Here is a 23,532-nt window from a genome sequence, read left to right on the forward strand (position 1 = left end):
CAACTAGCTCTCGAATTTAAAATACAGCTTCTTTTCTGCCTCTTATTTTTATCTTTCTTGTTATGTTTTAATGTGTATCCTATAAAAACGTCTTCAATACACATATGTGTATTAAATTGAATAGATAATTTTCATTATATTTACACATTCTTCATCAGAAATACTAATATCACATCCTTCTTCTAAAATCTTGACTGTTTTTCTTATGGTTTCAAATTCTTTTGGATAATCTCTAATGTATTGTTGTGTATTTTTCACATGTGTCAACTCTTTGCCCTCAATAATGCGCTCAATTACACAGGCAATATGAAGAATCAAACCTATTGTAATATCCTCATTCAGTTTTACACCTTTTGCTATTAAAGTAGAATAAAACTGTTTAAATGAAGAGATATACTTTTCAGCATCTATTCTCACATTTTCTCTTATGACTTCTCTCATATTGTCAATCAAACCCACATTAGATACGGCTTCTATTGCGTTTTTCAATACAGATAACTTGTTTTTATCAAATACATCAGATGTAGAAATGTACAAAATGGACTCATCTTCTGGATTTATAGCGCTTACCACCGCCAAAACATTTTTCTCCTCTTTTATATTAAGAAGCTTCCTTTTAAATTCTTTTTTACTTTCAATTTCCATCGGGATGATATCTATATCCTTCTCTTTTAAATTGAGCTCTTTTTCCAGTATTGATTTAAGTTTAACTGCCGTACCTTCCCCTGTTATACAAGCAGTTATGATTACATTTTTCTTGAGAGGATTTTCAAATTTAACACTTTCTCTATAAATCCGCCCTACATAGGGGCTTAAATTGACAACTGCATCATATACTTCATCTAAAGATGAATTGAGCAAAGCTTTTCTTGCTGCTTCTAGTACCATAGGAGTAGAAACCATTTCAACAGTCTTTACTGGAATACCTGTTCTCTCGTATATCATATCGCCGAAAAATACTAGTGAACCCATATCAACAAGAAGCAATACCCCTTTGCCTTTATTAACCTTTTTAACGATATTTACCAAATTGTTCAATGCAATTTCTGGTTTTTGGTCAAGAGGCATATTATATCCAATTACATAATTTTCACCCAAAAGCCTGTTAGCTACCTCTGCAATAGAAGTAGCAGCTGCTTCTCCGTGCATAGCAACAATAATGCCTACTCTTTCATCTTTTTCTTCCGTTCCTTCTTCAAGACAAAGAAACATTGTAATAAAACCTACTTCATCTTCAGGCACAACTATGTTGAATTCTCTTTGAATTTCTTCTTTTAATACTTTAGCTATTTCAAACTCCTTTGGATAAACCTTCTTTATATGTTCTAACTGATGGTTTACAATATCTTTACCTTCTAGTATCCTTTCAATAGAACTTGCGACATGCATAGAAAGCCCGTACAAAGTTTTATCGCTAAATTCTTTTTGCAATTTTTTGCTGGCATAGTTTAAGAAATCTTGTACTAAGCTAACTACCTTTTTGTCTACTACCTTGTATAGCTCCTCTAAGTTGCTTTTGTCTAAATTTAAAAGATACTTTTTTAAGTAGGTGTCAATATCAATACTCATGATAAGTTTGATATCCTCTTCACTTAAACCCTTTTGCTCGAGTATTTTTCTTTTTTCTTCTAAAGCTTCATAAAAATTGAAAATTTGAGTGTTTCTTTGAACGATCGGTATCATATCATCAACAGAAAACCTTATTATTTCTCCTGTAATAAATTTATCAATCTCTTCTCTTTTTTCCTTATACTTTAAAAGACCTTTTCTTACATATTCAGGCAAATCCTCCGTATGGACACATACATTTTCATCCCTTTTCATCATGTATCCCAGATACGCTTTAGCTATTGCAAGCTTTATGTCACTCTTTAACTGCCCTACATTATTGGGGCAATCATAAAGTAACAAGGCCTTTAAGGCGTTAGATGTAATCATTACATCTGTTTTAATAATAGCAGCTTCAGCTTTGAAGAAATTTTTAATAAGTTCAAACCTTTCTTCATACGTTCTCTCCGCCAAACTTGGAAGTTTAATTACCATTGGAATTCGCCTTATAAAAGTTTTAAGAAGAGCAGATTCGATATCTTCTGTGGTAGCACATATTATCAGAACATTTGCTTTATGCTCTACATCAGATTCGCCAAGTCTTCTGTACAATCCTTTGTCAATAAGATAAAAAAGCATTTCCTGACCCTCTGGTGGCAATCTGTGAACTTCATCCAAAAATAAAATTCCACCATCAGCTTTCTCCACAAGGCCAACTTTATCACTATTTGCACCAGTATAAGCTCCCTTTTTTACTCCAAACAAATGAGCCATCAAAAGCTGAGGATTACTGGCATAATCTGCACAGTTAAAAGTCACAAAAGGGGCATTTTTCTTTATACGCCCAATTTCTTTCGCGAAGTTGTACATAACTTCTGCAAACATAGACTTACCCGTTCCAGTTTCTCCAAGCAAAAGAGTATGGAGTCCATGAGGAGGATAAATTATAGCAGCCTTTGCTTGCTGTACGGCATTTTTAAGGCTTAAGTTAGCGCCTATTATTTCGCTAAAAGCATCTTTTGTCCTCAAAGGATTAACGTTAGAAGTAATGCTCAGCTCTTTAACTTTGTATAATACTGGTTTACCTTCGATTTTTGTCAACTTCCCTTCCCTAACAAGGGTATTTAAATCACTTGAAGCATTGCTTCTTTGAATTTTTAAAGCTTGGGCTACTTCCATGGCAGAAACACCTATTACTTCTCCTCTTTCTTTAAATTGCCTTTCGCAAGCTTCTTGAACGTAATTATAAACTTTGTTAATTCTTTTCATAAACGTCCCCCCTCTCTTCTCTTTCATTTTATCATAAAACACAAAAATAATACACATTAAAACTCTTATTCTAACAAAAATTCAAGGGCAAAATTTTGCCCTTTATATCATCTTCACATAAATGTGACCAAGTATATCTCCTGCTAAATCTATTCTGTCAGCACAATTGCTCAGGTGCCTAAAGATTTCTCGCATCTTTAAGATGTATTTTATATCCTCCTCCTCAAAAAGCTTTGCCAAATTCTTTCTGTAAAGATTTTCTACTCTGTTCTCGTATTTTTTGGCTTGCAGCGCTTGCCTCATTCCTTTTTTTCTATCTTTGTTTAAATTGCATACAGATTCATGTATAAGCTCAGTGCTAATGCGTATAACTCCTACAATCTCTCTCAGCTCCGGCGTAGGCTCAAGCCCATATATTTCCATCTCTTCCACTGCAGTATCCGAATAATCCAGTATATCATCAATAGCCTTAGAAAGGTTAAAAATATCTTCCCTGTCAAAAGGAGTTATAAAAGTCCTGTCGAGTTCTTTTACGAGTTCTTCTCTTTTCCTATCTCCAAGTTTTTCAAGCCTTGTCACCTCATGGCCGTCTTCTTCACTGCCTGTGAACATATACCTTTCTAAAGCTGTTACTCCTTGTAGTGTAAGTTTTGACTGCTCCTGCAGCAGTTTGTAAAAATCAACGCTTTCAGTAAAAAGCCATTTAAATACATTCACCTTCATCACCTCTTACAATAATTTAGCAACCATATAAATGATGGAAGAAAATATAAAAGAAGCTGGTATTGTGGTAATCCAGGCGGCAAATATGGCTTTTGCAAACTGCCATCTTACTGCGCTAGGCCTCTCCCTTGCTCCAACGCCCAAAATAGAAGAGTTCACAAGCTGTGTGCCACTTATAGGCGCTCCAACCAAAGTAGCAGCAGTCACTACCAAAAGAGATGAAAGCTGAGCATTAAAAGAGTGAAAAGGTCTTACTCTGTATATCCTTCCGCCCACACTTTTTATCATTCTAAATCCACCAAATAAAAGACCAAAGGATATCATAAAAGCTGCTATATATTTTACAAAAAAGGGAACTCCAAAACTATGAGTGTTTCCCTTTATCATCATTAGAATTACAATCAAACCCATTCCTTTTTGAGCATCGTTTGCACTTTGCCCTATATTCAATAAAAACATCGTACCGTATTGAAGTTTTTTAAGAAAACTATTCACAGAAGGTTGTGCATTTTTTAATAATTTCCAGAAAATTAATGTAAGTATATATCCAGCAACAAAGCCTATTATAGGGGAAAAAAATAGAGGTATTATAACTTTTGTCATTATTCCGTAAAAATTGATAGAATGAAAACCGTACTCTATTGCAAAAGGCCCCAATATACCTCCAATTAAAGCATGCGAAGAGCTAGAAGGAATAGCATAGTACCATGTTATAAAATTCCACAGAGCAGCTCCCAAGATACCAGAAAGTATCAACAATGATATATTTTCACCGCTTTTAAGAAGGTAAGAATATTTTATAATATCCTTTGCAATAGTAGTGCTAACTGCCGTGGTAACAATCAAAGGTCCTAAAAACTGAGCAACAGAAGCTATAATTAAAGCTTTTTTCGCCTCTATAGACCTTGAACATATGATGGTAGCTATTAAATTTCCCTCGTCATGAAAGCCTGTAATGAAGATGTATAAAAATATTACTGCAATTGTAAGCGTGTAAAGAGCCATATTTTTCACCTCAAGTCTTTAGTATTATAACAGATTTGAGGTTTTTAATTATATTACAATTATAACTGTATCCCAGATTTTCTTCAATATCTCATCTGTTTTATAACACATAAATAAATTTTTGCTGAACAAAATAAATATGAAAATAAAAATTTAGGAGTGATGTCTATGGGAAAAGAAGAAAGATATACAAAAAAGCCAAAGCCTGATGATAGGTCAGACAATGTGGAAAAGCTTCAAGAAATGATACACAATACAATAGAAAATTATAGAGAAGCAGAAGATTATCTGAAACTACACGCAGAAGAGCTTTCACCTGAAGAAATAGAGAGGATAAAAGAAAAAAATAGAAACAGGCTTATAAGCATACAGAACATGCGTCAGGAAATAATTGACGAGGTCCATGACAGAGAAAGAAGGTAATAAAGAAGGTAATAAAGTATAAAGAGGCGTTCTACGCCTCTTTATACAGTTTATTCAATTGTACAGCAATTTTGGCTCCAACTCTGGCATTATTCTTAACAAGTTCAATATTTGCTTTTAAACTTTTACCCTCTGTCAGGTCCTTTATCTTTTCCAACAAAAATGGCGTAAGGGCTTTACCCCTTATTCCTCGTCTGTCTGCTTCAAAAATAGCCTCTTCTATGGCTTTTTCAATATAAGCTCTGTCTAGGGCATATTCTTCAGGAATGGGATTGGCTATTAAAATCCCTCCTTTAAGTCCCAAATCCCATTTAGTTTTTATAACCTTTGCGGCTTCTACTTCATCTTCCACTCTGTAGTCCACTTTGAGCCCGCTCTCTCTTGTGTAAAAAGCAGGAAATTCCTCTGTTCTAAATCCAATTACAGGAACACCAAAGGTTTCAAGATATTCTAAAGTACGAGGTAAATCAAGTATAGCTTTTGCTCCTGCACATACAACTGCTACATTTGTATTTGCAAGTTCTTGCAAATCGGCAGATATATCGAAAGTCTCTTCTGCCCCTCTGTGTACTCCTCCTATTCCTCCTGTCACAAATACCTTTATACCTGCAAGGTTTGCACAAATCATCGTGGCAGAAACAGTAGTAGCAGCGTTTAACCCTTTTGCTAAGACCACAGGCAAATCTCTTTTGCTGGCTTTTAATATTTCTTTTGATGTACCCATAAACTCCAGTTCCTCTTCATTTAGACCTATTTTTATTTTTCCTCCTATAATTGCAATTGTAGCAGGTACAGCGCCATTTTCCCTTACAATTTCTTCTAAGGCTCTGGCAGTTTCAATATTTTGTGGGTAGGGCATACCGTGGGATATTATCGTAGATTCTAAAGCCACAACTGGCCTTCTTTCCTCTAAGGCACTTTTTACTTCTTCTGACAAATCGATAAATCTATTCATTTTTCAAATCTCCCTTACTATATTTTTTAACTGATTTTCATTTAAAAACGGATTAACTGTATAAGGTGAGGATATAGTAAGGGAAGCTGCAGCAAGTCCCAGCTTTGCTGATACTTCAAGAGAATAACCATTGAAAATGCCATAAACCAAGCCTGCCGTCAGCGCATCCCCTGCGCCCGTGGCATCCACAATTTCAGTTTGGTAAGGCTCTATGAATTTTTCTAATTCTTCTGAAGAAACATATACGCCTCTCTCCCCCAAAGTTACTATGACGTTTTTAATTCCTTTATCTCTCAAATATTTAACAGCTTTTTTCATATCCTCATCATTCAGTATATTTATCTCTGTTATAGATTCCAATTCTTCTTTATTTGGAGTGATATAATCAATCTTGTCTAACACATTTTTTAATTTTTTCGCCTTGTCTATTGAGACAGGTTCTACTACCACAGGAATGTTATTGTTGTAACAAAGTTCTGTAATGTATCTAATGCTCTCCTCAGGAATATTGGCATCAAAAACTACAATCTCGCTATTTTTTATAACCTCTGTCTTGGACTCAAGATACTGTATATTTAATTCTTCTAAAATGTCCATACCTGAAAGGGCTATGTCCATATCGCCAATCGCATTTAAAATAGCGAGGTATATGCCTGTTCGCCTGGTATTTGAAATCACCACCTGTTCTACATTAACTCCTGCCTGCCTTGTCTCCTCTAAAAGCCTTCTTCCTTCATCATCATTGCCAACAACGCTTAAAAAAGTCACAGGAACATTGAGTTGTGCAAGATTATGAGCAATATTTCGCCCCACTCCACCAGGTGCTATGTTTATGTGGCCTGGATTTGATGTGTGCTGCCTTAATTCCTTATAGGGTTTCCCTTTTATATCTATGTTTGCACCTCCAATTACTGTAACTCCTTTTAAATCCCTTACTACATAGCCCCTACCCAGTATAAACCCCTTTTTCATTAGGTTAGCTATGTGCCCTGCAACAGCCGACCTACTTATTCCCAGCATCTTCGCCAGCTCTTCCTGAGAAATCATGGGATTTTTCTTGATTAATCTTAGTATCTCTTTTTCTCTTTGTGTTAATGCCACATTCACACACTCCCAAACAATTATTTGTTTATCAAACATTTGCAAGTATATTATAGCATAAAAATAAAAGACCGTCTATAAACGATAAAGTCATTTTATTCTTTTTAATATTTCATGTCTTAAATTTTCAAGTATTTCAAAGGCTTCCTCCGCTTCCTTAGTCGTTCTCGAAGTTTCGAAATCAACAGGATACCTTGGGGTTGAGTCTACCATATATAACCTTCCCTTCCTTTACTATATTTGCAGTAAATGATTTATCGTCTTTCATTGCCTCTTTTAGTTCTTCACTCGTACACGTCAAAATATCAATAGGAACTTCCACAAATCCAAGCAACTTTCTTAATTTTATACGCCGTTGAGTATTATTTAATCCTTCCTCTTCATCCCACACAATTAATAAATCAATATCAGAATTTTCATGATTCTTGCCTTTTGCCAGTGAACCAAAAAGTATAATAGCTTTGGGATCAATAGTTTCAACTAATTTCTTTACTATGCTATCAATTACAGCCTCAGCTTTCACCAAATTACTCACCTCCACACTAAATTATACCAAAAACTAAAGCAGGGGCAAGCCCTGCCTTAGTTTACCACAATATTTACAAGTCTATTTTTTACAATTATCACTTTCTTTATTTCTTTGCCATCCAGGTAAGATTTCACTCTCTCATCAGAAAGAGCAATCTGCTTCAACTCTTCATCCGTCGCATTTGAAGGCACTTGAGCCTTGCTTCTAACCTTTCCGTTTACCTGAATAGCAATTTCTATCATGTCTCTTTCAAGGGCTTTTTCGTCCCACTCAGGCCACTTCTGATTGAAAACAGAATATTCATACCCCAGTCTTTCCCACATCTCTTCAGAGAAATGGGGCGCAAAGGGCGCCAGGATTTTTACAAAATCTCTTACCACATCTTCATAAAATTTCATGTTCTTTACTTCAACCTCATTTTCATATTTGTACAAAGCATTTACAAGTTCCATTATTCTCGCTATAGCAGTGTTGAACTCAAATTTATCGGCATCCAATGTCACGTGTTTTATAGTGTAATGTCTCACATAGTTCAATTCTTTTTCCGCATCTTCCATTTCTTCTTTTGTCTTCCCTGGATTTTGTCTGGTCTCAATAAATTTTTCTATAAACCTCTCCACCCTATTGACAAATCTAGCAATAGCCCTTATTCCTTCATCGCTCCATGGTCCGCCCTCTGAGTAAGAGAAGCCAAACATTAGATACAGCCTAAATACATCTGAACCGTACTGTTTAATATAGTCATCCGGCGAAATAACATTCCCTCTTGATTTGCTCATTCTGCTGCCATCCGGCCCTAAAATCGTCCCCTGATGCACAAGTGAAAGGAAAGGTTCATCAAAATTAAGGTATCCCAGATCTCTTAAAACTTTCGTTATAAACCTCGAATACAAAAGGTGCATAGTGGCGTGCTCTGCTCCACCTACATATTTATCTACTGGAAGCATTTTGTTTATCCACTCTTTATTAAAAGGCTCTTTATCGTTTTTATTGTCAGGGTATCTCAAGTAATACCAAGAAGAATCTACAAAAGTATCAAGAGTATCAGGATCTCTTAAAGCCGGACCTCCGCACTTAGGGCAGGTGACATTCATAAAACCTGCATGCTTTTTAAGAGGAGATTCTCCTGTTGGCTCAAACTCAACATCATATGGCAAAAGTACAGGTAAATCCTCTTCTGGCACAGGCACTATTCCACAGCGTTCGCAGTGGATTATAGGAATGGGAGCTCCCCAGTACCTCTGTCTGGACACAAGCCAGTCCCTCATCCTATAATTTACTTTAAACTCTGCTTTCCCTTCTGCTTTCAACTTTTCGACTATTTTGACTCGCGCTTCCTCAGATGTCATCCCCGTAAATTCTTCGCTATTTACTAAAATTCCATATTCCACAAAAGGCAAACTGTCGTCTATATCTCCAACTCCTTTTATAACTCTTTTTATAGGCAGATTGTATTTTGTCGCAAATTCATAGTCTCTTTCATCATGACCAGGAACTCCCATAACACATCCAGTACCGTAAGTTACAAGCACATAATCCGCTATCCAAATAGGGAGTTTTTCACCTGTCAGCGGATGAATCGCGTACGCTCCTGTAAACACTCCTGTCTTTTCCTTTTCTGTTGAAAGCCTCTCAATCTCACTCTGCTTTTTGGCATACTCTTTGTATTCTTCCACAGCCTCTTTATATTCCTCTGTAGTAATCAAATCCACCAATTCATGCTCAGGAGCCAATACCACATAAGTTGCTCCAAACAGCGTATCTGCCCTTGTGGTAAAAACTCTAAAAGACAAGTCTTTCCCATCAATTTTAAACTCTATCTCTGCGCCCTCAGATTTTCCAATCCAGTTCCTCTGCATCATTTTAGTTTTTTCAGGCCAATCAAGATCATCTAATTTTTCTAAAAGTTCTTCCGCATAGGCAGTTATTTTGAAAAACCACTGAGTAAGCTCTTTCTTTGTAACTTCAGTTCCGCACCTTTCGCATTTCCCATCAATTACCTGTTCGTTTGCAAGAACAGTCTGGCAGCTGGGACACCAGTTTACAGGCGCTTTCTTTCTGTAGGCAAGACCTGCTTCATAAAGTTTTAAGAAAATCCACTGAGTCCATTTATAGTACTCTGGCAGACAGGTTATCACTTCATAGTCCCAGTCAAAAGTGACTCCCATTTCTCTGAGTTGTCTTTCCATGGTCCTTATGTTTTCCATTGTCGAGTCATAAGGGTGTATGCCTGTCTTTATGGCATAATTTTCAGCAGGAAGACCAAAGGCGTCAAACCCCATAGGGTGGAATACTTCATAGCCCTGCATCCTCTTCATTCTTGCCCATGAATCTGTAGGACCGTAATTATACCAGTGACCTATGTGCAATTTTGCCCCTGAAGGGTACGGAAACATCTCTAAACAATAAAGCTTTTTGTCCACATTTTCAGGATTAAACTTGTAAAGTTTTGTCTCTTCCCAGATTTTCTGCCATTTCCTATCAATCTCCACTGAATACGCCATATCCTCCACCTCTACTTTTTAATTTTTCCATTAAAAAAGCCTTTCATCTCAAAGAGACGAAAGACCCACATCTTCCGCGGTACCACTCTTTTTGGCGCAAAAGCGCCCTCTCAAAGCCTGTAACGGCGGCAAGCCGTGCGCACCTACTTATTTCAGTGCGCCTGCTCTGCGGCGAGTTTCAGCAAGTCAGGCTGCCGTTTCGCACCTGCCAACGACTCTCTGAAAGCCCTCATTGCCTACTGCTCCGCTTCATCGCATTTACAAATTGATTTGTACATTATTTTATTATAAAACTAAAATAAATGCAAGGGTATTGTTACCTTTTGTGTAGATTTTCGTCTATAAAGGTGGGAGGAGTCAATAAAGGAGAGAAGGGAGGCCAAATTTGTGCCAGAAAGCTTTATTGAATTTTATGAGAAAAACTTTGACGATGTGTACCGGTACGTATATTTTAAAGTTGGCAACAAATGGGATGCAGATGACATTGTAAGTGAAACTTTTCAAAAAGCCTTTGAAAAGTACAATACAGTAAAATCAAACTCAAAGGCATGGATTTTTTCTATAGCCCGAAATACTGTGACAGACTATTACAGAATGAGGAAAAACCTAGTATCAGAAGAACTCATTATGGAGCATTTTTATCCTGATGTATTTGAAGACAAATTGGAAAGGGAAGTAGAATTAGATTGTTTGAAAAAGTCCCTTTATTCCCTTTCAAAAGAAGAAATAGAAATTGTAAATTTAAAATACTTTGCAAACATGACACACAGAGAAATTTCTCAATTAATTGAAAAAACAGAAGAAGCGGTAAAAGCGCAGGCTTATAGAATAATTCAAAAATTGAAAAATCTTGTAATAAAATGTTTGGAGGGATGAAAATGGACGAAAAGAGAATAGAGGAAAATCTCAATAGGCTAAAAGAACTAATTCCTGTAAATCACCAGCTCAAAGAATCTCTTAAAAAAAGATTTAAAAGAAACAGATGGAAAAAGATAGGTGTAGCAATCATAGCAGCTGCTGCAATACTTTTAATGGTGTTTTCTTTCGGCATCAAGAACTTGCAAGATAATTTAATAACAAAAGTAAATGCAGAAGAATTAAAAATTATAAATCAAATATCTTTTATAAATTTAGGAAATATAAATGCTGGAAAAATAGCAGAATGTAATGGGACTATATATGTGCCTTTATATGATAAGGGTATTTACAAATACGATAATAAAGGCTTTGAAAAAATAATTGATAAGCCTGCCAGCGAAGTCGCTATTTCACCAGATGGAACAAAATTAGTATTCACAACAAGAACATCTGATGGTAAAAACGCAATTTACATTAAAGATTTAAAGACTGGAAAAGAAACTAAAATAATCGAAAGCAAAGATAGAGATACTTATTATAGCGACCCAGGTTTTTCACCAGATGGGAATAAAGTAATTTACACTGAACAAATAATTGTTCCAAGAGAAACCCATGGTTTTGAGGTAAAAGAAAGTAATATTAATGCAATAGATTTAAAAAGCTTAAAAGTCACTAAATTAGCAGATGGAAGCTGTGGATCTTTTGTAAAAACTGAAGATGCTATAGTCTTTGAAAGGGATAATAAAATAATTTATAAAAACCTAAAAGACGGCAGCGAAAAAATAATTGATGAAGGCAAAAATCCTTCTGTATCTCCAAATGGTTACTATATAGCATATGAGAAATATGAACCTCAAAAAGAAAAAGTAGAGGATATGAATGTTACAGTAAGCATGAATAACATTTGGATAGCAGACGCCGCATCTTTCACAACCAAAAAACAAGTGACGCTAAATGTGCCAAAGCGCATACCCCCAGAAGTACTTAAAGAAAAAATACAAAACTACGTAACAAGCAGTTTATACACTTATTACTGGCCTGTATGGAGTAGTGATTCAAAAAGCATTTTCGTCCTGAAAAATCTAAACGAGGATATAAGAGGAAATACAATGCAACTTATGAAGATTGAGTTAAGTAGAGAAGAATTGACCCCCGAAGAAGTGGTAAAGAAATTCTTGCAAGCAATAATAGTAAGAGATGAAGATTTCGCAAGGGTACTAATGAAAAACCCTCCTACAATAATGACTGTATCAAGTCCTCATCCTGTAGCCTATGAAATTTTAGGCTCAGGTACAGAAGACGGCAAACCTTATGTAGATGCGTCGTTAACCTATGGATATATTATGAACGGGTATTGCTCTGTAAATAAATCACGTTACTATTTGTCTCCTGATAGCAATGGCTATATAATTGACAGCATAAAAGATTTAGGAACTGTGGAGTTTATTGAAAAAAATGGAACCTTTTATAAAATAGAAAATAATGTTGAAACAAAGCTTTTTGACAGCGGAGAAATTCCAAAAGAAATTTTGCCAGACAATCTAAATGCTCATTCAACTGCTTTGACTTATAGTCCAAAAACTAATACCATATTTTTCACAATGCAAACTAATGATAGGTCTCAAAGCAGAATAATAAGCTATGATATATCTCACAGAGCATTTAAACTAATAGATTCTCTTGAAAATACAATTATACCAGATATTAAAGTAGATTCCAGTGGAAAATACCTTGCAGTACTCGCTTACAACGATACCTCACAACAGTCAAATACTTACGTGTACAATCTCAAAACAGGGGAAAGAGAAGATTTGAGGTCAAAATTTGAAGATACAAAAATAGAGGAAATATCGCCCCAGTTCTGGCAGCAAGATAAACTGATATTTCAAATTTCACTAAAAGAAGGATTTTTGTACTACGTATATGACCCTTATAAAGGGCAGGTTTTAATACCATAATTTTGAGGCAGGCTAAAAGGCCTGCCTTAGTTGATGTTGTTTTGTAAAAAATGTCCTGTACGTCAAAAAAGTCACTGTGAAACAGGATATTGCAACTGTCGATGCCAGCATAAAAGTAACCATTATCTGATATTTTACAGCCGTAATCGGATCTACTCCTCCTAATATAAGACCTGTCATCATGCCAGGAAGTTGAACAATACCTAATGTTTTCATGCTGTCCACTGTTGGCATCATTCCTGTCTTTATGCTCATCTTTATTACTTTTTGAGCAGCCTGCCTGGAAGTAGCTCCTAAAGCAAGGTAGGCCTCTATCTCTTCCTGCCTATTTTTTATCTCATCTTTTAATCTGGATACAGAAAGCCCGGAAGCCACCATAGAATTTCCTATTATCATACCAGATACAGGTATAACCTGTTGAGGCTCAAATTTGATGTTTCCAAACAGTACAAGAAGAGAAAGTGTTACAGCAGCGCTTACTGCAATGGAAAAAGTTACATAATAAAAAATTCCTGGAATCTCTTTCCCCCTCTTTGAAGCATTGTGCCCAGCTACAAGTATCATAATCGCCACCATTGCCAAAGTAAAAAAAGCATTACTTGCTGAAAAGATATAATGAAGTATATACCCTACAATCATAAGCTGTAAAACAGCCCTAGCCGTTCCTATTATTATCTCCTTTTCAATGCCAAGCTTTTGATAGTAAGAAATGAAAATCGCAACAAGTACAAGGGAAGAAGCAAAAATCAAAGAGCTAGTACTCATTCTATCATCTCCTTTAATTTTCCTTCCAAAAATAACTTTGAAACCTCGCTTATAGGATTTTCAAAAAATTCCCATGTTTTTCTTGCCTCTATTAGTTCTCCCTTGTAAAGAAACAAGGTATAATCTCCTATTCTCTTTGCCTGTTCCATGTTGTGGGTGACCAATATGACCATAATGCCCTCTCTATTAAGCCTTTTAATTAGTTCTTCTATTATGCTGGTAGAAGTAGGGTCAAGGGAAGAGGTAGGCTCGTCCAAAAGAAGTACTTCAGGAGAATTTGCAAGGGCTCTGGCAATGGAAACCCTTTGTGCTTCTCCTCCTGATAGATTGTTCACATCTTTAAAGAGGTAGTCTTTGCTCAATCCAACTGCTTCAAGGTAAAAAAGCGCATCTATGTTTTTCTCCCCTCTAAGAGAAGGCCCTAATTCAATATTTTCTTTTACCGTACCTTCAAATAGGAAAGGCCTTTGAAATACCATGCCAATTTTTCTTCGTAAGAGAATTACATCTATATTTTTGTATTCAACACCATTTATAAAAATAGCTCCTTCTGTAGGTTCAATTAATCTATTGATCAATTTAAGCATTGTAGATTTTCCTGCTCCAGACGGCCCTACTACAGTGTATATGCCATTTTTCTCGAATTTAAAATACACATTCTTTAAAATGTACTTTCCATCTCGAAAGTAACTTATATTTTTAAGCTCTATTTCCACAATACCACCTCATTGTTGTAACAACTGTTACATTTAATTAAATTTTACCTCTTAGCCATAAAAAAATCAATCAAAAAATAAAAAAGGGGTTATCCCCTCATTTTCATATTACAGAATTTGAATATCTCCCACATCTATCTCCTGTCATAGCAATTATCTTTCCATTCGCCTTAATCTGTATTATTTCGCACTCATTGGGACAAGCTTTGCATATAAAGGTGGTGGTTTCAAATTTTTCTCCCGATACATCAAAACCTTTAAACTTGGTAGGTCTACCTGTCCTCTTTACCTCTTCTTTAGCAATCATCGCAATCCCTATAGCACCCATTATATCATAATGTTTAGGCACTATCACCTCATGACCTATTTCTTCCTCAAAGGCCTTTTTTATAGCAATATTCGCCGCAACTCCTCCCTGAAACACAAAGACCGGTCTTAATTTTCTTCCTCTTACTAGATTATTCATATAATTCCTCACCAAGGCTTTTGACAGTCCTTTTAATATCTCTGCCTTACTAAAACCGTACTGCTGTTTTGATATCATATCCGATTCAGCAAAAACTGTACATCTTCCAGCAATGCGAACCTCTCTTTTCGCAGTAAGAGCAATCTCTCCAAATTCCTCAATCTTTATCCCAAGCCTTTGGGCCTGGTGATCCAAAAATGACCCTGTACCAGCAGCACAAACAGTATTCATAGCAAAATCAGCTATTGTGCCATCATTTATTATGATCAGTTTCGAATCTTGTCCCCCGATTTCAAAAATAGTGCTGACATCTGGGTGAAAATAAATTGTAGCAGTTGCATGGGCAGTAATTTCATTTTTAACCACATCAGCCCCTAAGACATAGCCGATTAGCTGTCTACCGCTTCCAGTAACACCTACTCCACCTATCTCTTTGTCAGGCAATTCATTGTGCAATTTCTTAAGCTCTTCCTTTACAATATCAATAGGCTGTCCTACATTTCTGACGTAGGACCTAAATAAAATATTGTTATCATTGTCAATAGCCACAACCTTAATGCTCACTGATCCTACATCAACACCAATGTACACCTTTTCCACTTTGTCCTACCTCACTATCCTTTTTTTACGTTTTTTTAACCTTATGACATCCAAAAAAGCTTCTATTCTAGTCAAAGTGTTGGCAATAGCCATCTGCTCGTCAATTGACAAGGTCAAAATTGGGAATTCGTACTCTCTTATTATCTTATTTATTGCGCTTTCAGTAATAAGTTCAGGAAGGCATCCAAAGGGCTTTAAGTGAATAACTCCGTCAAACCCTCTGTCCATAAAATCTATTATGGCACCAACAGATTGTTTGGCATGACCGCCAATTATTATTTCTATGTACTTTTCTCCCTTTTTCAAAATTTGATGCTCTTTTTCTTTGTAGGAAGGTAGAGGAATTAAATTAAAATCAATCCACTCTGAGATATAATGAGACCTCTCAACTTCCGCGCCGTATGTATTTAAGACTTCTTCTATATTGCCATTTATAGAAGGCTCCATTACAACATATATTTCTCCAACTATTCCAATTCTTATCTTCTCTTCCTCTGGCACTTCACACACCTTTATGCTGTTTAATCTTTCAATAGCTTCTTTTTCTACCCTTCTTACATCCTCAGAAGATTCTATTTTTCTGTATTCCTCCATTATCTCGTGTCATGCCCTTGTAAACTCTCCCCTGTTGCATTCATAAGCTCTCTTTACTTCAACTATTTTCTCTACTTTGTCCATAGATTTAGCCATATCATATACAATTTTTGCCACCTTTAAAACCTTTCCCCATGAATTCTTCCCTTTTATTTTCTTCACATTGTCCATAAAAGTCTTTATATCTTTCTTAGGCTCATCAAATATAATAAATTCAACATCATAACCCATATTTTTAAGTATTTTCTTTTGGGCCTCCCCGTAATAACCCGCTCTACAAGGTCCGTTTCCTCCTGATGTAACTATGGTATCTGCTCCCATTTCCAAAGCCTCAAGATATGTACCCAAAATGACCTTTAAAGGAAAACATGCAAATTCGGGACTGTATTTTACACCGTAGTCTACAGTCTTCTGAGAAGGCCGTGGAGGAGTTATTACTTCATGACCCAAAAGAGTAAACAGCTTTTCGTACATATAGGGGGAGCCCATGTAGGGAAAAGTAATTTTCATCCTACACCACGCCTTTCGCCTTTTCCTCGGCTTTATATTTTTTCATCCTTATCAAATCAGTAAAAGCCTCTACTCTCGTTATAACGTGACTCTCCCCAGTCTGCTCATCAATTCTTATTGTCATAAAAGGTTTTTTATTCTTTTCAGAATCTATCGTCAAAAAAGGTTCAAGAATAGAATCCGGTCCGCATCCAAAAGCAGTCAAATGAATAATTCCGTCAATATCATCTCTCTTCATAAATTCATAAGCCGTTCCTAATAGCATATTTGTAAATTCCCAAAACATGTTTTTCCTAAAATTTCTCAGGTTTTTGTAGATCACCTTTTCATCCATCATATCAAAAGTAACTACTTTTATATTAAGCCTTCTAAAGACACTAAATATGTCCATATTTACAAATCTATCGTACACATTGTACACATAACCTAAAAGCCCTATAGTTATATCACCATCGTATTTTTGAGGTTTATTACTTGTCAAAAGCTCATTTATATCGTACCCTTCCTTGTTTAACCTCCGAAACTTAAGCCATTCTTCTCTTGCCTTTGCTAAAGCTTTCTTTAAGTCCTTTTTACCAATTCCAAATTTTTCTATAAATATGGTATAATTGTGAAACTCAGAAATATCTAAAGTCTTTGAAACTATATGGTGAGTAAGAATCTTATCTTCAATTCTATCAAAAAGACCTTTTATCATATCGGGAAGACCCATGAATTTTGGACACATAAAAATTCCTTTTCTCAAACTTACAAAGCGGGGAACGTATATGTAATCTACTCCTTTTTCTAACAAATTAAGAACATGGCCTGTATAAACCTTCATAGGAAGGCATATTTCAGCCACAGCTTCCTTTACGCCAATATCCAATATGCTCTTTGAAGTATCGTCAGAAGTGACTACCTCAAAACCGAGACTTTCAAAAAGGGTTTTCCAGAAAGGGTAATAAAAATAATACATCAAAGCTTTAGGAATGCCAATTTTCATTAATCCTTCTCCTCTCCCAGCACCTTACTATACTATATATTTTACACCACATCAACTACTTTTCGCTATTCCTTTTACAAAAATTTCAATGCTTCTACGGACAAACTCATCATTGCTGAAGCCAATCAACTTTCTGCCGTAAGAAGCTTTCATTAGTATAAAGCCAAAATTTAACGATAAAAACGAAAAAGCCAGTAATTCAAAATCATCATTATTTAACATGCCCTTTTGATACATTATCTTAAAATATTCAATTAAAACATCCTTGAAACCTTTTGGAATCCTCATCAAGTACTCCTTTACCTCTTCAAAAATCTCTGGACTTCTCAAACCTATCATAATTTTAGCTTTATCTTCTGTAAAATTCTTGTGATACTCTTCAGCCAACATCAAAAGGTCTTCTTTTAAATCCCATTTACACTTCTCCAATATCTTTTTATCCATGGGTTTAAGTAGTTCCAGCTCTTTCAAAGCATAAAGGACTATATCTTTTTTACTTCTAAAACACCTAAAAATTGTAACTTCATTTACTCCTGCCTCTTCTGCAATATTTCTTGTAGTTGTAGACCTATACCCCTTTTCAGAAATTAGTTTTAAAGTAGATACAACTATCTTTTCCTTAACCGAATCACCCATCAAAACACCTCACAACATTTATGCAAGTAATTGCTTACAAAAATATTATAGCATATCTATGTAAAAATAAAAATAAGCTAGCGCCACCTATTTTATTTTTTGACTTACTTTTATAATAAGCATCTTCTTTTGTTACATCATTCAAAACATATCCGCCTCTTGTAGCAAAAACTATCTCAAGTTCTGGGTTAAATCTTTTTATCTCTTCTCCAGTTCTCTTGCTACTTTCATCAAATATTCTTTAAAAAATTCCTCCTCATACAAAAGAAGGTCTATATCTACATTTTCTATTGTATCTGTATGCCAGTGATAATTTCCTAGCCTTCCCTTTTCATCTTTTGCAAGGAAGGCTATAGCATCAAAACCTGCTGCCATGACAGGTAAAGCGTCTGTCGGAAGGAGCAAGTTTTTCATTCTCTGCACTTTTCCGCTATACCCTTTTTGCATTTCCTCAGCTATATCAAGTAACATCTTTCCTGCCTTTTTATAAAAAATCATTCCCTCTCCTTCAAGATACGTAATCTTACCCGTTCCTAAATTGTCAAGAATTATAAATTGCGTATCTTTGGGAAGGCTTTTAGCATATCTTTTTATAAAATGTTTCATACCCCTTTCTCCCGTTTCTTCGCTGCCTGTAAATAAAAATACTACATCAACATTTCCGGGAAATTCATCTTTATGATTTATATAATACTCGGCTAAAGCTAATGCTAATGCAACCCCCGTTCCATTGTCGTTAGCACCCTGAGTGTACTTACCCGTTATTTCACACAAAGCCATAAAAATTATGTTGGCAGTAACAATTATAAGGCCAATTATGAGAAAAACAGTTCCTAAGGGTTGAAATTTAAATACATTAAACAGTATTCCAATCGGAACAAGCCCAAAACCTACATAAGAAATATTATAAATTAACCCTAAATAGTCTACAATTTTAGGGTGAAACATTACACTCGCTCTTTGAGTATCATAGTGAGCTGATACAATTATTCTTTTTTCTTTGCTTTCATCAAATTTCGTAAAAATATTTTGGGACAAAAATCTCGGCATAATACTCGTTTCAACCGGAATACCGCTTACCTCTAATAATAGAAGCATTATTCCGAATATGCTCAAGAAAAATGCTAATGCATTCACTATACCCCCATACATTAGAGAAAGGAGGGCAGAAATAAATAGTAAGATTGCAACTTGTAACGGCAACATGTAGAGATTATCCCTTGTAGTCTTAAATGTCTGCCTTTCTACTTTATAACCCATGCGCTCAAGCTCTCTTAAAATGTATTCAGCTGCCTGCCTTTCATTTTTAGTAGCAGAACCTCTATGCCTAAATTGTACTAGTTCTTCTAGATACTTTCTACTATCCTTCAAACTAAAAGCCCCCTCTCACAAGCTCTTTACATTAAATATACCACAAAATTTCAAAAGAGCCCACCCTCTACTTGGAGTGGACTCTTTTGATATTGCTCAAGGCTTGCTATTTTTAGGAGGAAAGATCTTTTCCAGAGGGTTACTTGACGTATTATTGTTGTTATTCTGAGGCGGATTCTGTGTAGTACCGTTATTCCCTCCATTATTGGGAGGAATATTCCCGGGAGGCTGTTGTATCTCATTCGGAGGCTGAGATGGTGGATTTTGCATATTCTCTGGCGGCAACACTTCTCCCGACGGTGGTTGTGCTGGTGGAGGTGTGTCGTCATAATCCTTTGGCACCACATATTTGCCATCTAGCGCCACGGCATTTTGTTCAGAAGTCCTGCCTGGAGGGTCAATGAACACAGCGTCTTTAACTAAATCTGGTGGAGTAAATTCTGTCGCCAATTTGCCATTTTGTGAATTAATTTTTGCCAGCACATGGACAGTACAGTAGGTAGTGGGTTGCGTGCCTTCTGCAAAAATTTCAGTATAGGTTCTGTCGCCTCTCGGGTCTTGATGGCACAGGTCAGTTGGAAGCTCCCCAGAATCCTTGCACACTGTCACAGAAATAATACCTGGAGGTCTTTCAAAATCTTTGTAAGGCAAGCTTTTGTGTATCTCTGCCATGACTGTTCTCCATAGCATGGCTGGATAGGAGCCTCCTACAACTCCCCTCCCTCCATATATCATAGGAATGTTTTCCCCTGTACCCATCCACACAGACCCAACGTAGTAAGGAGTAAAGCCTGTAAACCATGCATCGTTGTAACTTTCATTTGTACCTGTTTTACCTGCCACCGGCATATTAGGCAACCTTGCATTTGTACCTGTCCCGTATTTCACTACGTCCTGCATCATACTTGTTAAAATGTATGCGTTCTGTGGCGTTAAGACCATATGCTGTGAAGGCTTGTTTTCCAAAATTACTTTTCCTTTTGAATCAGTGACTTTTGTAAAAGTGATAGGAGTAGTATATACTCCTCCATTGGCAATGGCACCGTAAGCTGCAGCTTCCTGTAAGGGTGTAACTGCGCCTCCCGCTCCTAATGCAAGAGCAGCAGGAGAAGAGGCAACATCTTTTGTAATGTTGAGTCCAAATTTCTTTCCATATTCCGCTGCAGTATGAAGTCCAATCATTTCTACAACTATCCTCGCCGCAGGAACATTTTCGGAATAAGTTAAAGCCTCTCTAAAGGTCATAAGCCCTCTGTACTTCCCGCTTTCGTAGTTATGGGGCTCCCAGTTCCATTGTTTATAAAAAACGGGAACATCATCCACAACAGTAGCTGCCGTATAACCTTTCTCTAAAGCAGGTCCGTAAACTGTAAGAGGTTTTATAGAAGAACCAGCTGGTCTTCCACCTTGTGTTGCATAGTTAAATATCCTTGTCTTACCTTTAGTCTCTTCTGTCTCTCTGCCTCCTACAATTCCCTTTACCTCGCCAGTCCTCCAGTCCATCACTACCATTGCACCTTGAACTATTCTCGTATTCCCACTTCTATCCTTTATATCAGGAGGGAACAATTTTGGATTTTTAAAAGCTTCTTCCATTGTTTTTTGTATTTGCAAATCCATAGTAGAATAAATTCTCAAACCCCCGTTGTATATTTTCTTTATTGCCTCATCGTGGGAAATGTTAAGGTGCTGAGACAAAGCATCTGCCACATCATTTATAACTTGGTCAATAAAGTATTTATGCTCATAAGTGGTAAAATTGGTTTTCTTGAAAACCAATTTTTCTGAGATTGCCTTTTCATACTCTTCTTTTGTTATATAGCCTTGTTCCAGCATTTTCTTTAACACTAAATGCTGCCTTTCTGTAGCGGCTTCTAGATCAGCATAAGGAGAATAACGGGATGGATTCTTTGTAATTCCCGCAATCATAGCACATTCCGCAAGGTCTAACTGGCTCACATCTTTTCCAAAATAAGCTAAAGAAGCTGCCTGGACACCGTAGGCATTCACATTGGGACCGCCTAAATAGATGGTATTAAGATAAGCTTCCAGTATCTGTTGCTTTGAATATATCTGTTCCAATCTCCAAGCCAAAACCATTTCCTGTATTTTTCTAGTAATAGTTTTTTCACTGGAAAGCATGGTGTTTTTCACAAGTTGCTGTGTAATAGTACTGGCACCTTCTACAGGCTTTCCTCCCGCCTTAATGTTCGCAATAAGAGCTCCAATAATTCTCTTTGGGTCAATTCCTAGTTTGTTCTTATAAAAACGCTGGTCCTCTATTGCCACAAAAGCATTTTGCAAATTCTTGGGTATTTTCTCTATTGGAACCCACAGCCTGTTATCAGCACCATGAAGTATTGCTACTCTCTGCCAGTTACCATTTTCGTCTTTTGCATAAACAACAGAAGACTGCGCCTGAGAGGTCAAAGCCTCCTGAGAAATTGGAGGAGTATTTTTAATTATAGCCAAGACTTTTCCGCCGATTGCCCCAACCGCTGCAAAAAACAGAATAAGAAAAGCAATTCCAACCCATTTGAAAAAAAGCTTAATGGAGCTTTTTTTCTTTTTTTCACTATTCTTTTTTCGCCGGCTTCTTTTTAGGTTTAAATCGCTATTTTTGTCCATACTGATCCCCCATAAAATTATGGTTTATCCAATCATATTGATTATATCATAAATTATATCACTTTTTTATGTCCAAATTGTAACAAAAAAGAAAAGTCAGCTAAAAATACTGACTTTTACCTTGCCAACTCGTAAATTTTTATTATATCTTCTTTATTAAGTTTAACAAAATCTCCTATTGTCCTGGTTCCTCCCTTTGTACACTTGTCGGCCATCTCTTCAAACCTATCGTCCGAAATGCCTGCCTCTTTCAATCTAACTGGAAGTCCAATCTCTTTAAAAAATTCTTCTGTTCTTCTAATCCCTTCCAGGGCAATTTCTTCTAAGTTTTCGTACGGCAAATCAACGTCCCAAACTTTTACAGCAAACTGAACAAATCTATTAATGTTATTTTTATAAACATACTTCATCCATGCAGGAAATACAATAGCAAGGCCTGCTCCATGAGCAATGTCGTAAATAGCGCTTAGTTCATGCTCAATTCTATGTGATGCCCAATCTCCTCTTCCTCTTCCAGTGTTAAGAAGGTCATTGTGAGCAATTGTGCCGGCCCACATAATCTGCGCCCTCGCATTGTAATTAGCAGGGTCTTTTAAAACAATGCGGGCATTATTTATCACAGTCTTTAATGTAGCCTCACAGAGTCTATCAGTCAGCTCAACTCCTTCTTCATTCACAAAATACCTCTCCATTATATGGGCCATAATGTCAGCAACACCACAAGCAGTCTGATACGGCGGAAGAGTGTATGTAAGCTCTGGGTTCATAATTGCAAACTTAGGCCTCAAAAGTTCATGGTGGAAACCTATCTTATACCACCCATCTTCATTTGTGATAACTGTAGCATCACTTGCCTCACTGCCTGTTGCTGGAATGGTAAGAATCACTCCCACAGGAAGAGCTTCTTTCAATTCTGCTTTTCCTTCAAAAAAGTCCCAAACATTCCCTTCATAAGGCACTCCCATTGCGATAGCCTTTGCAGTGTCAATAACACTTCCCCCGCCAACAGCTAAAATAAAATCGATGTTGTTTTCTCTAACTAATTTTATCCCTTCCTGCACAAGGCTAAGCCTAGGATTAGGCTTTACTCCTGATAGCTCTACAAATTCAACTCCCTCTTCTTTTAAAGCCTTTACGACTTTATCGTACAATCCGTATTTCTTTATGCTTCCTCCACCATAGCATAACAATACTTTGTTGCTATAATTTTTTACTTCTTTCCCAACTTGCTCTTCTGTCCCTTTTCCAAAGATAATCTTTGTAGGACTTGAAAAAATAAAGTCTTTCATCAAGACCACTCCCTCGTATAATATGATTGTAATCCACATTAAAAATTTAATAATAAACACACAAATTAAATCCTTAAAAACCATTTTTACCCTGGTAAA

18 protein-coding genes, 1 pseudogene and 1 other annotated feature are annotated in these 23,532 nt (G+C 36.3%); of the genes and pseudogenes, 3 read left to right on the top strand and 16 right to left on the bottom strand.

Annotated elements, in window-relative coordinates; translation table 11 throughout:
* Positions 1 to 111: 111 nt before the first annotated feature.
* The 3 genes from EV203_RS06265 to EV203_RS06275 all read right to left on the bottom strand — a co-directional run bounded on the left by EV203_RS06265 (position 112) and on the right by EV203_RS06275 (position 4,545).
* Positions 112 to 2,817: a sigma-54-dependent transcriptional regulator gene (locus EV203_RS06265; RefSeq protein WP_132039644.1), complete on the bottom strand. Its 2,706-nt coding sequence runs from the start codon at positions 2,815 to 2,817 to the stop codon at positions 112 to 114.
* Between the two features lie 102 nt (positions 2,818 to 2,919).
* Positions 2,920 to 3,534 carry a DUF47 domain-containing protein gene (locus EV203_RS06270; RefSeq protein WP_132039665.1) on the bottom strand — a complete coding sequence of 205 codons (615 nt, stop codon included), beginning with the start codon at positions 3,532 to 3,534 and terminating at the stop codon, positions 2,920 to 2,922.
* A 12-nt stretch (positions 3,535 to 3,546) separates the two neighbouring features.
* Positions 3,547 to 4,545 carry an inorganic phosphate transporter gene (locus EV203_RS06275; protein ID WP_009610038.1) on the bottom strand — a complete coding sequence of 333 codons (999 nt, stop codon included), beginning with the start codon at positions 4,543 to 4,545 and terminating at the stop codon, positions 3,547 to 3,549.
* 168 nt (positions 4,546 to 4,713) lie between these two features.
* Between EV203_RS06275 and tlp the strand changes: the two genes are divergently transcribed.
* Positions 4,714 to 4,968 (top strand): small acid-soluble spore protein Tlp, encoded by a 255-nt coding sequence (tlp, locus tag EV203_RS06280; RefSeq protein ID WP_011024784.1) that lies wholly within the window; start codon positions 4,714 to 4,716, stop codon positions 4,966 to 4,968.
* A gap of 31 nt (positions 4,969 to 4,999) precedes the next feature.
* On the opposite strand, the gene EV203_RS06285 is transcribed toward tlp, so the two are convergent.
* The 4 genes from EV203_RS06285 to leuS all read right to left on the bottom strand — a co-directional run bounded on the left by EV203_RS06285 (position 5,000) and on the right by leuS (position 10,057).
* On the bottom strand, positions 5,000 to 5,923 hold the full coding sequence (locus tag EV203_RS06285; protein ID WP_011024783.1) for a pseudouridine-5'-phosphate glycosidase: 924 nt from the start codon (positions 5,921 to 5,923) through the stop codon (positions 5,000 to 5,002).
* Positions 5,924 to 5,926: 3 nt separating this feature from the next.
* A complete protein-coding gene (locus EV203_RS06290) occupies positions 5,927 to 7,024 on the bottom strand; it encodes a carbohydrate kinase (protein ID WP_132039646.1) in 1,098 nt (365 codons plus the stop codon).
* Positions 7,025 to 7,205: 181 nt separating this feature from the next.
* Positions 7,206 to 7,547, bottom strand: a complete 342-nt coding sequence (locus EV203_RS06295) for a nucleotidyltransferase domain-containing protein (RefSeq protein ID WP_011024781.1) — start codon at positions 7,545 to 7,547, stop codon at positions 7,206 to 7,208.
* 59 nt (positions 7,548 to 7,606) lie between these two features.
* On the bottom strand, positions 7,607 to 10,057 hold the full coding sequence (gene leuS, locus EV203_RS06300) for a leucine--tRNA ligase (RefSeq protein ID WP_132039648.1): 2,451 nt from the start codon (positions 10,055 to 10,057) through the stop codon (positions 7,607 to 7,609).
* Positions 10,058 to 10,106: 49 nt separating this feature from the next.
* Positions 10,107 to 10,319: a binding site (T-box leader), on the bottom strand.
* 125 nt (positions 10,320 to 10,444) lie between these two features.
* On the opposite strand from leuS, the gene EV203_RS06305 reads away from it, so the two are divergent.
* On the top strand, positions 10,445 to 10,933 hold the full coding sequence (locus EV203_RS06305) for an RNA polymerase sigma factor (protein WP_009611248.1): 489 nt from the start codon (positions 10,445 to 10,447) through the stop codon (positions 10,931 to 10,933).
* Positions 10,934 to 10,935: 2 nt separating this feature from the next.
* Positions 10,936 to 12,873 carry a YncE family protein gene (locus tag EV203_RS06310; RefSeq protein ID WP_132039650.1) on the top strand — a complete coding sequence of 646 codons (1,938 nt, stop codon included), beginning with the start codon at positions 10,936 to 10,938 and terminating at the stop codon, positions 12,871 to 12,873.
* Between the two features lie 12 nt (positions 12,874 to 12,885).
* Here the strand turns inward: EV203_RS06310 and EV203_RS06315 are convergent, their stop codons facing one another.
* From EV203_RS06315 to EV203_RS06355, 9 genes and pseudogenes are all read right to left on the bottom strand, one after another.
* Entirely contained in the window at positions 12,886 to 13,638 is a 753-nt protein-coding gene (locus tag EV203_RS06315) for an ABC transporter permease (protein WP_132039652.1), read from the bottom strand.
* Positions 13,635 to 14,357, bottom strand: coding sequence for an ABC transporter ATP-binding protein (locus EV203_RS06320; RefSeq protein ID WP_043884303.1), 723 nt, complete (start codon positions 14,355 to 14,357; stop codon positions 13,635 to 13,637). The genes EV203_RS06315 and EV203_RS06320 overlap by 4 nt, the downstream gene beginning before the upstream one ends.
* Before the next feature lie 100 nt (positions 14,358 to 14,457).
* On the bottom strand, positions 14,458 to 15,420 hold the full coding sequence (locus EV203_RS06325; protein ID WP_132039654.1) for an acyl-CoA dehydratase activase: 963 nt from the start codon (positions 15,418 to 15,420) through the stop codon (positions 14,458 to 14,460).
* 6 nt (positions 15,421 to 15,426) lie between these two features.
* Positions 15,427 to 16,524: pseudogene (locus EV203_RS14215) on the bottom strand (acyl-CoA dehydratase activase-related protein).
* 1 nt (position 16,525) lies between these two features.
* Positions 16,526 to 17,509: an acyl-CoA dehydratase activase-related protein gene (locus EV203_RS06335; protein WP_022588285.1), complete on the bottom strand. Its 984-nt coding sequence runs from the start codon at positions 17,507 to 17,509 to the stop codon at positions 16,526 to 16,528.
* A gap of 51 nt (positions 17,510 to 17,560) precedes the next feature.
* Positions 17,561 to 18,145, bottom strand: a complete 585-nt coding sequence (locus EV203_RS06340; RefSeq protein ID WP_046159830.1) for a TetR/AcrR family transcriptional regulator — start codon at positions 18,143 to 18,145, stop codon at positions 17,561 to 17,563.
* Between the two features lie 198 nt (positions 18,146 to 18,343).
* Positions 18,344 to 19,516, bottom strand: a complete 1,173-nt coding sequence (locus EV203_RS06345; protein ID WP_011024772.1) for a M20/M25/M40 family metallo-hydrolase — start codon at positions 19,514 to 19,516, stop codon at positions 18,344 to 18,346.
* Positions 19,517 to 19,612: 96 nt separating this feature from the next.
* Positions 19,613 to 22,144, bottom strand: coding sequence for a transglycosylase domain-containing protein (locus EV203_RS06350; protein WP_132039656.1), 2,532 nt, complete (start codon positions 22,142 to 22,144; stop codon positions 19,613 to 19,615).
* A gap of 116 nt (positions 22,145 to 22,260) precedes the next feature.
* On the bottom strand, positions 22,261 to 23,433 hold the full coding sequence (locus tag EV203_RS06355; RefSeq protein ID WP_132039658.1) for an iron-containing alcohol dehydrogenase: 1,173 nt from the start codon (positions 23,431 to 23,433) through the stop codon (positions 22,261 to 22,263).
* Positions 23,434 to 23,532: the final 99 nt, after the last annotated feature.

The sequence above is a fragment of the Caldanaerobacter subterraneus genome, assembly GCF_004345675.1.
GTDB lineage: Bacteria > Bacillota > Thermoanaerobacteria > Thermoanaerobacterales > Thermoanaerobacteraceae > Thermoanaerobacter > Thermoanaerobacter subterraneus.

Excerpts from the sequence above, each read along its gene's own strand:
- EV203_RS06335 (WP_022588285.1), bottom strand. The coding sequence starts at position 17,509 with ATGAAAATTGGCATTCCTAAAGCTTTGATGTATTATTTTTATTACCCT.
- EV203_RS06265 (WP_132039644.1), bottom strand. The coding sequence starts at position 2,817 with ATGAAAAGAATTAACAAAGTTTATAATTACGTTCAAGAAGCTTGCGAA.
- leuS (WP_132039648.1), bottom strand. The coding sequence starts at position 10,057 with ATGGCGTATTCAGTGGAGATTGATAGGAAATGGCAGAAAATCTGGGAA.
- EV203_RS06310 (WP_132039650.1), top strand. The coding sequence starts at position 10,936 with ATGGACGAAAAGAGAATAGAGGAAAATCTCAATAGGCTAAAAGAACTA.
- EV203_RS06340 (WP_046159830.1), bottom strand. The coding sequence starts at position 18,145 with ATGGGTGATTCGGTTAAGGAAAAGATAGTTGTATCTACTTTAAAACTA.
- tlp (WP_011024784.1), top strand. The coding sequence starts at position 4,714 with ATGGGAAAAGAAGAAAGATATACAAAAAAGCCAAAGCCTGATGATAGG.
- EV203_RS06275 (WP_009610038.1), bottom strand. The coding sequence starts at position 4,545 with ATGGCTCTTTACACGCTTACAATTGCAGTAATATTTTTATACATCTTC.
- EV203_RS06315 (WP_132039652.1), bottom strand. The coding sequence starts at position 13,638 with ATGAGTACTAGCTCTTTGATTTTTGCTTCTTCCCTTGTACTTGTTGCG.
- EV203_RS06355 (WP_132039658.1), bottom strand. The coding sequence starts at position 23,433 with ATGAAAGACTTTATTTTTTCAAGTCCTACAAAGATTATCTTTGGAAAA.
- EV203_RS06285 (WP_011024783.1), bottom strand. The coding sequence starts at position 5,923 with ATGAATAGATTTATCGATTTGTCAGAAGAAGTAAAAAGTGCCTTAGAG.
- EV203_RS06350 (WP_132039656.1), bottom strand. The coding sequence starts at position 22,144 with ATGGACAAAAATAGCGATTTAAACCTAAAAAGAAGCCGGCGAAAAAAG.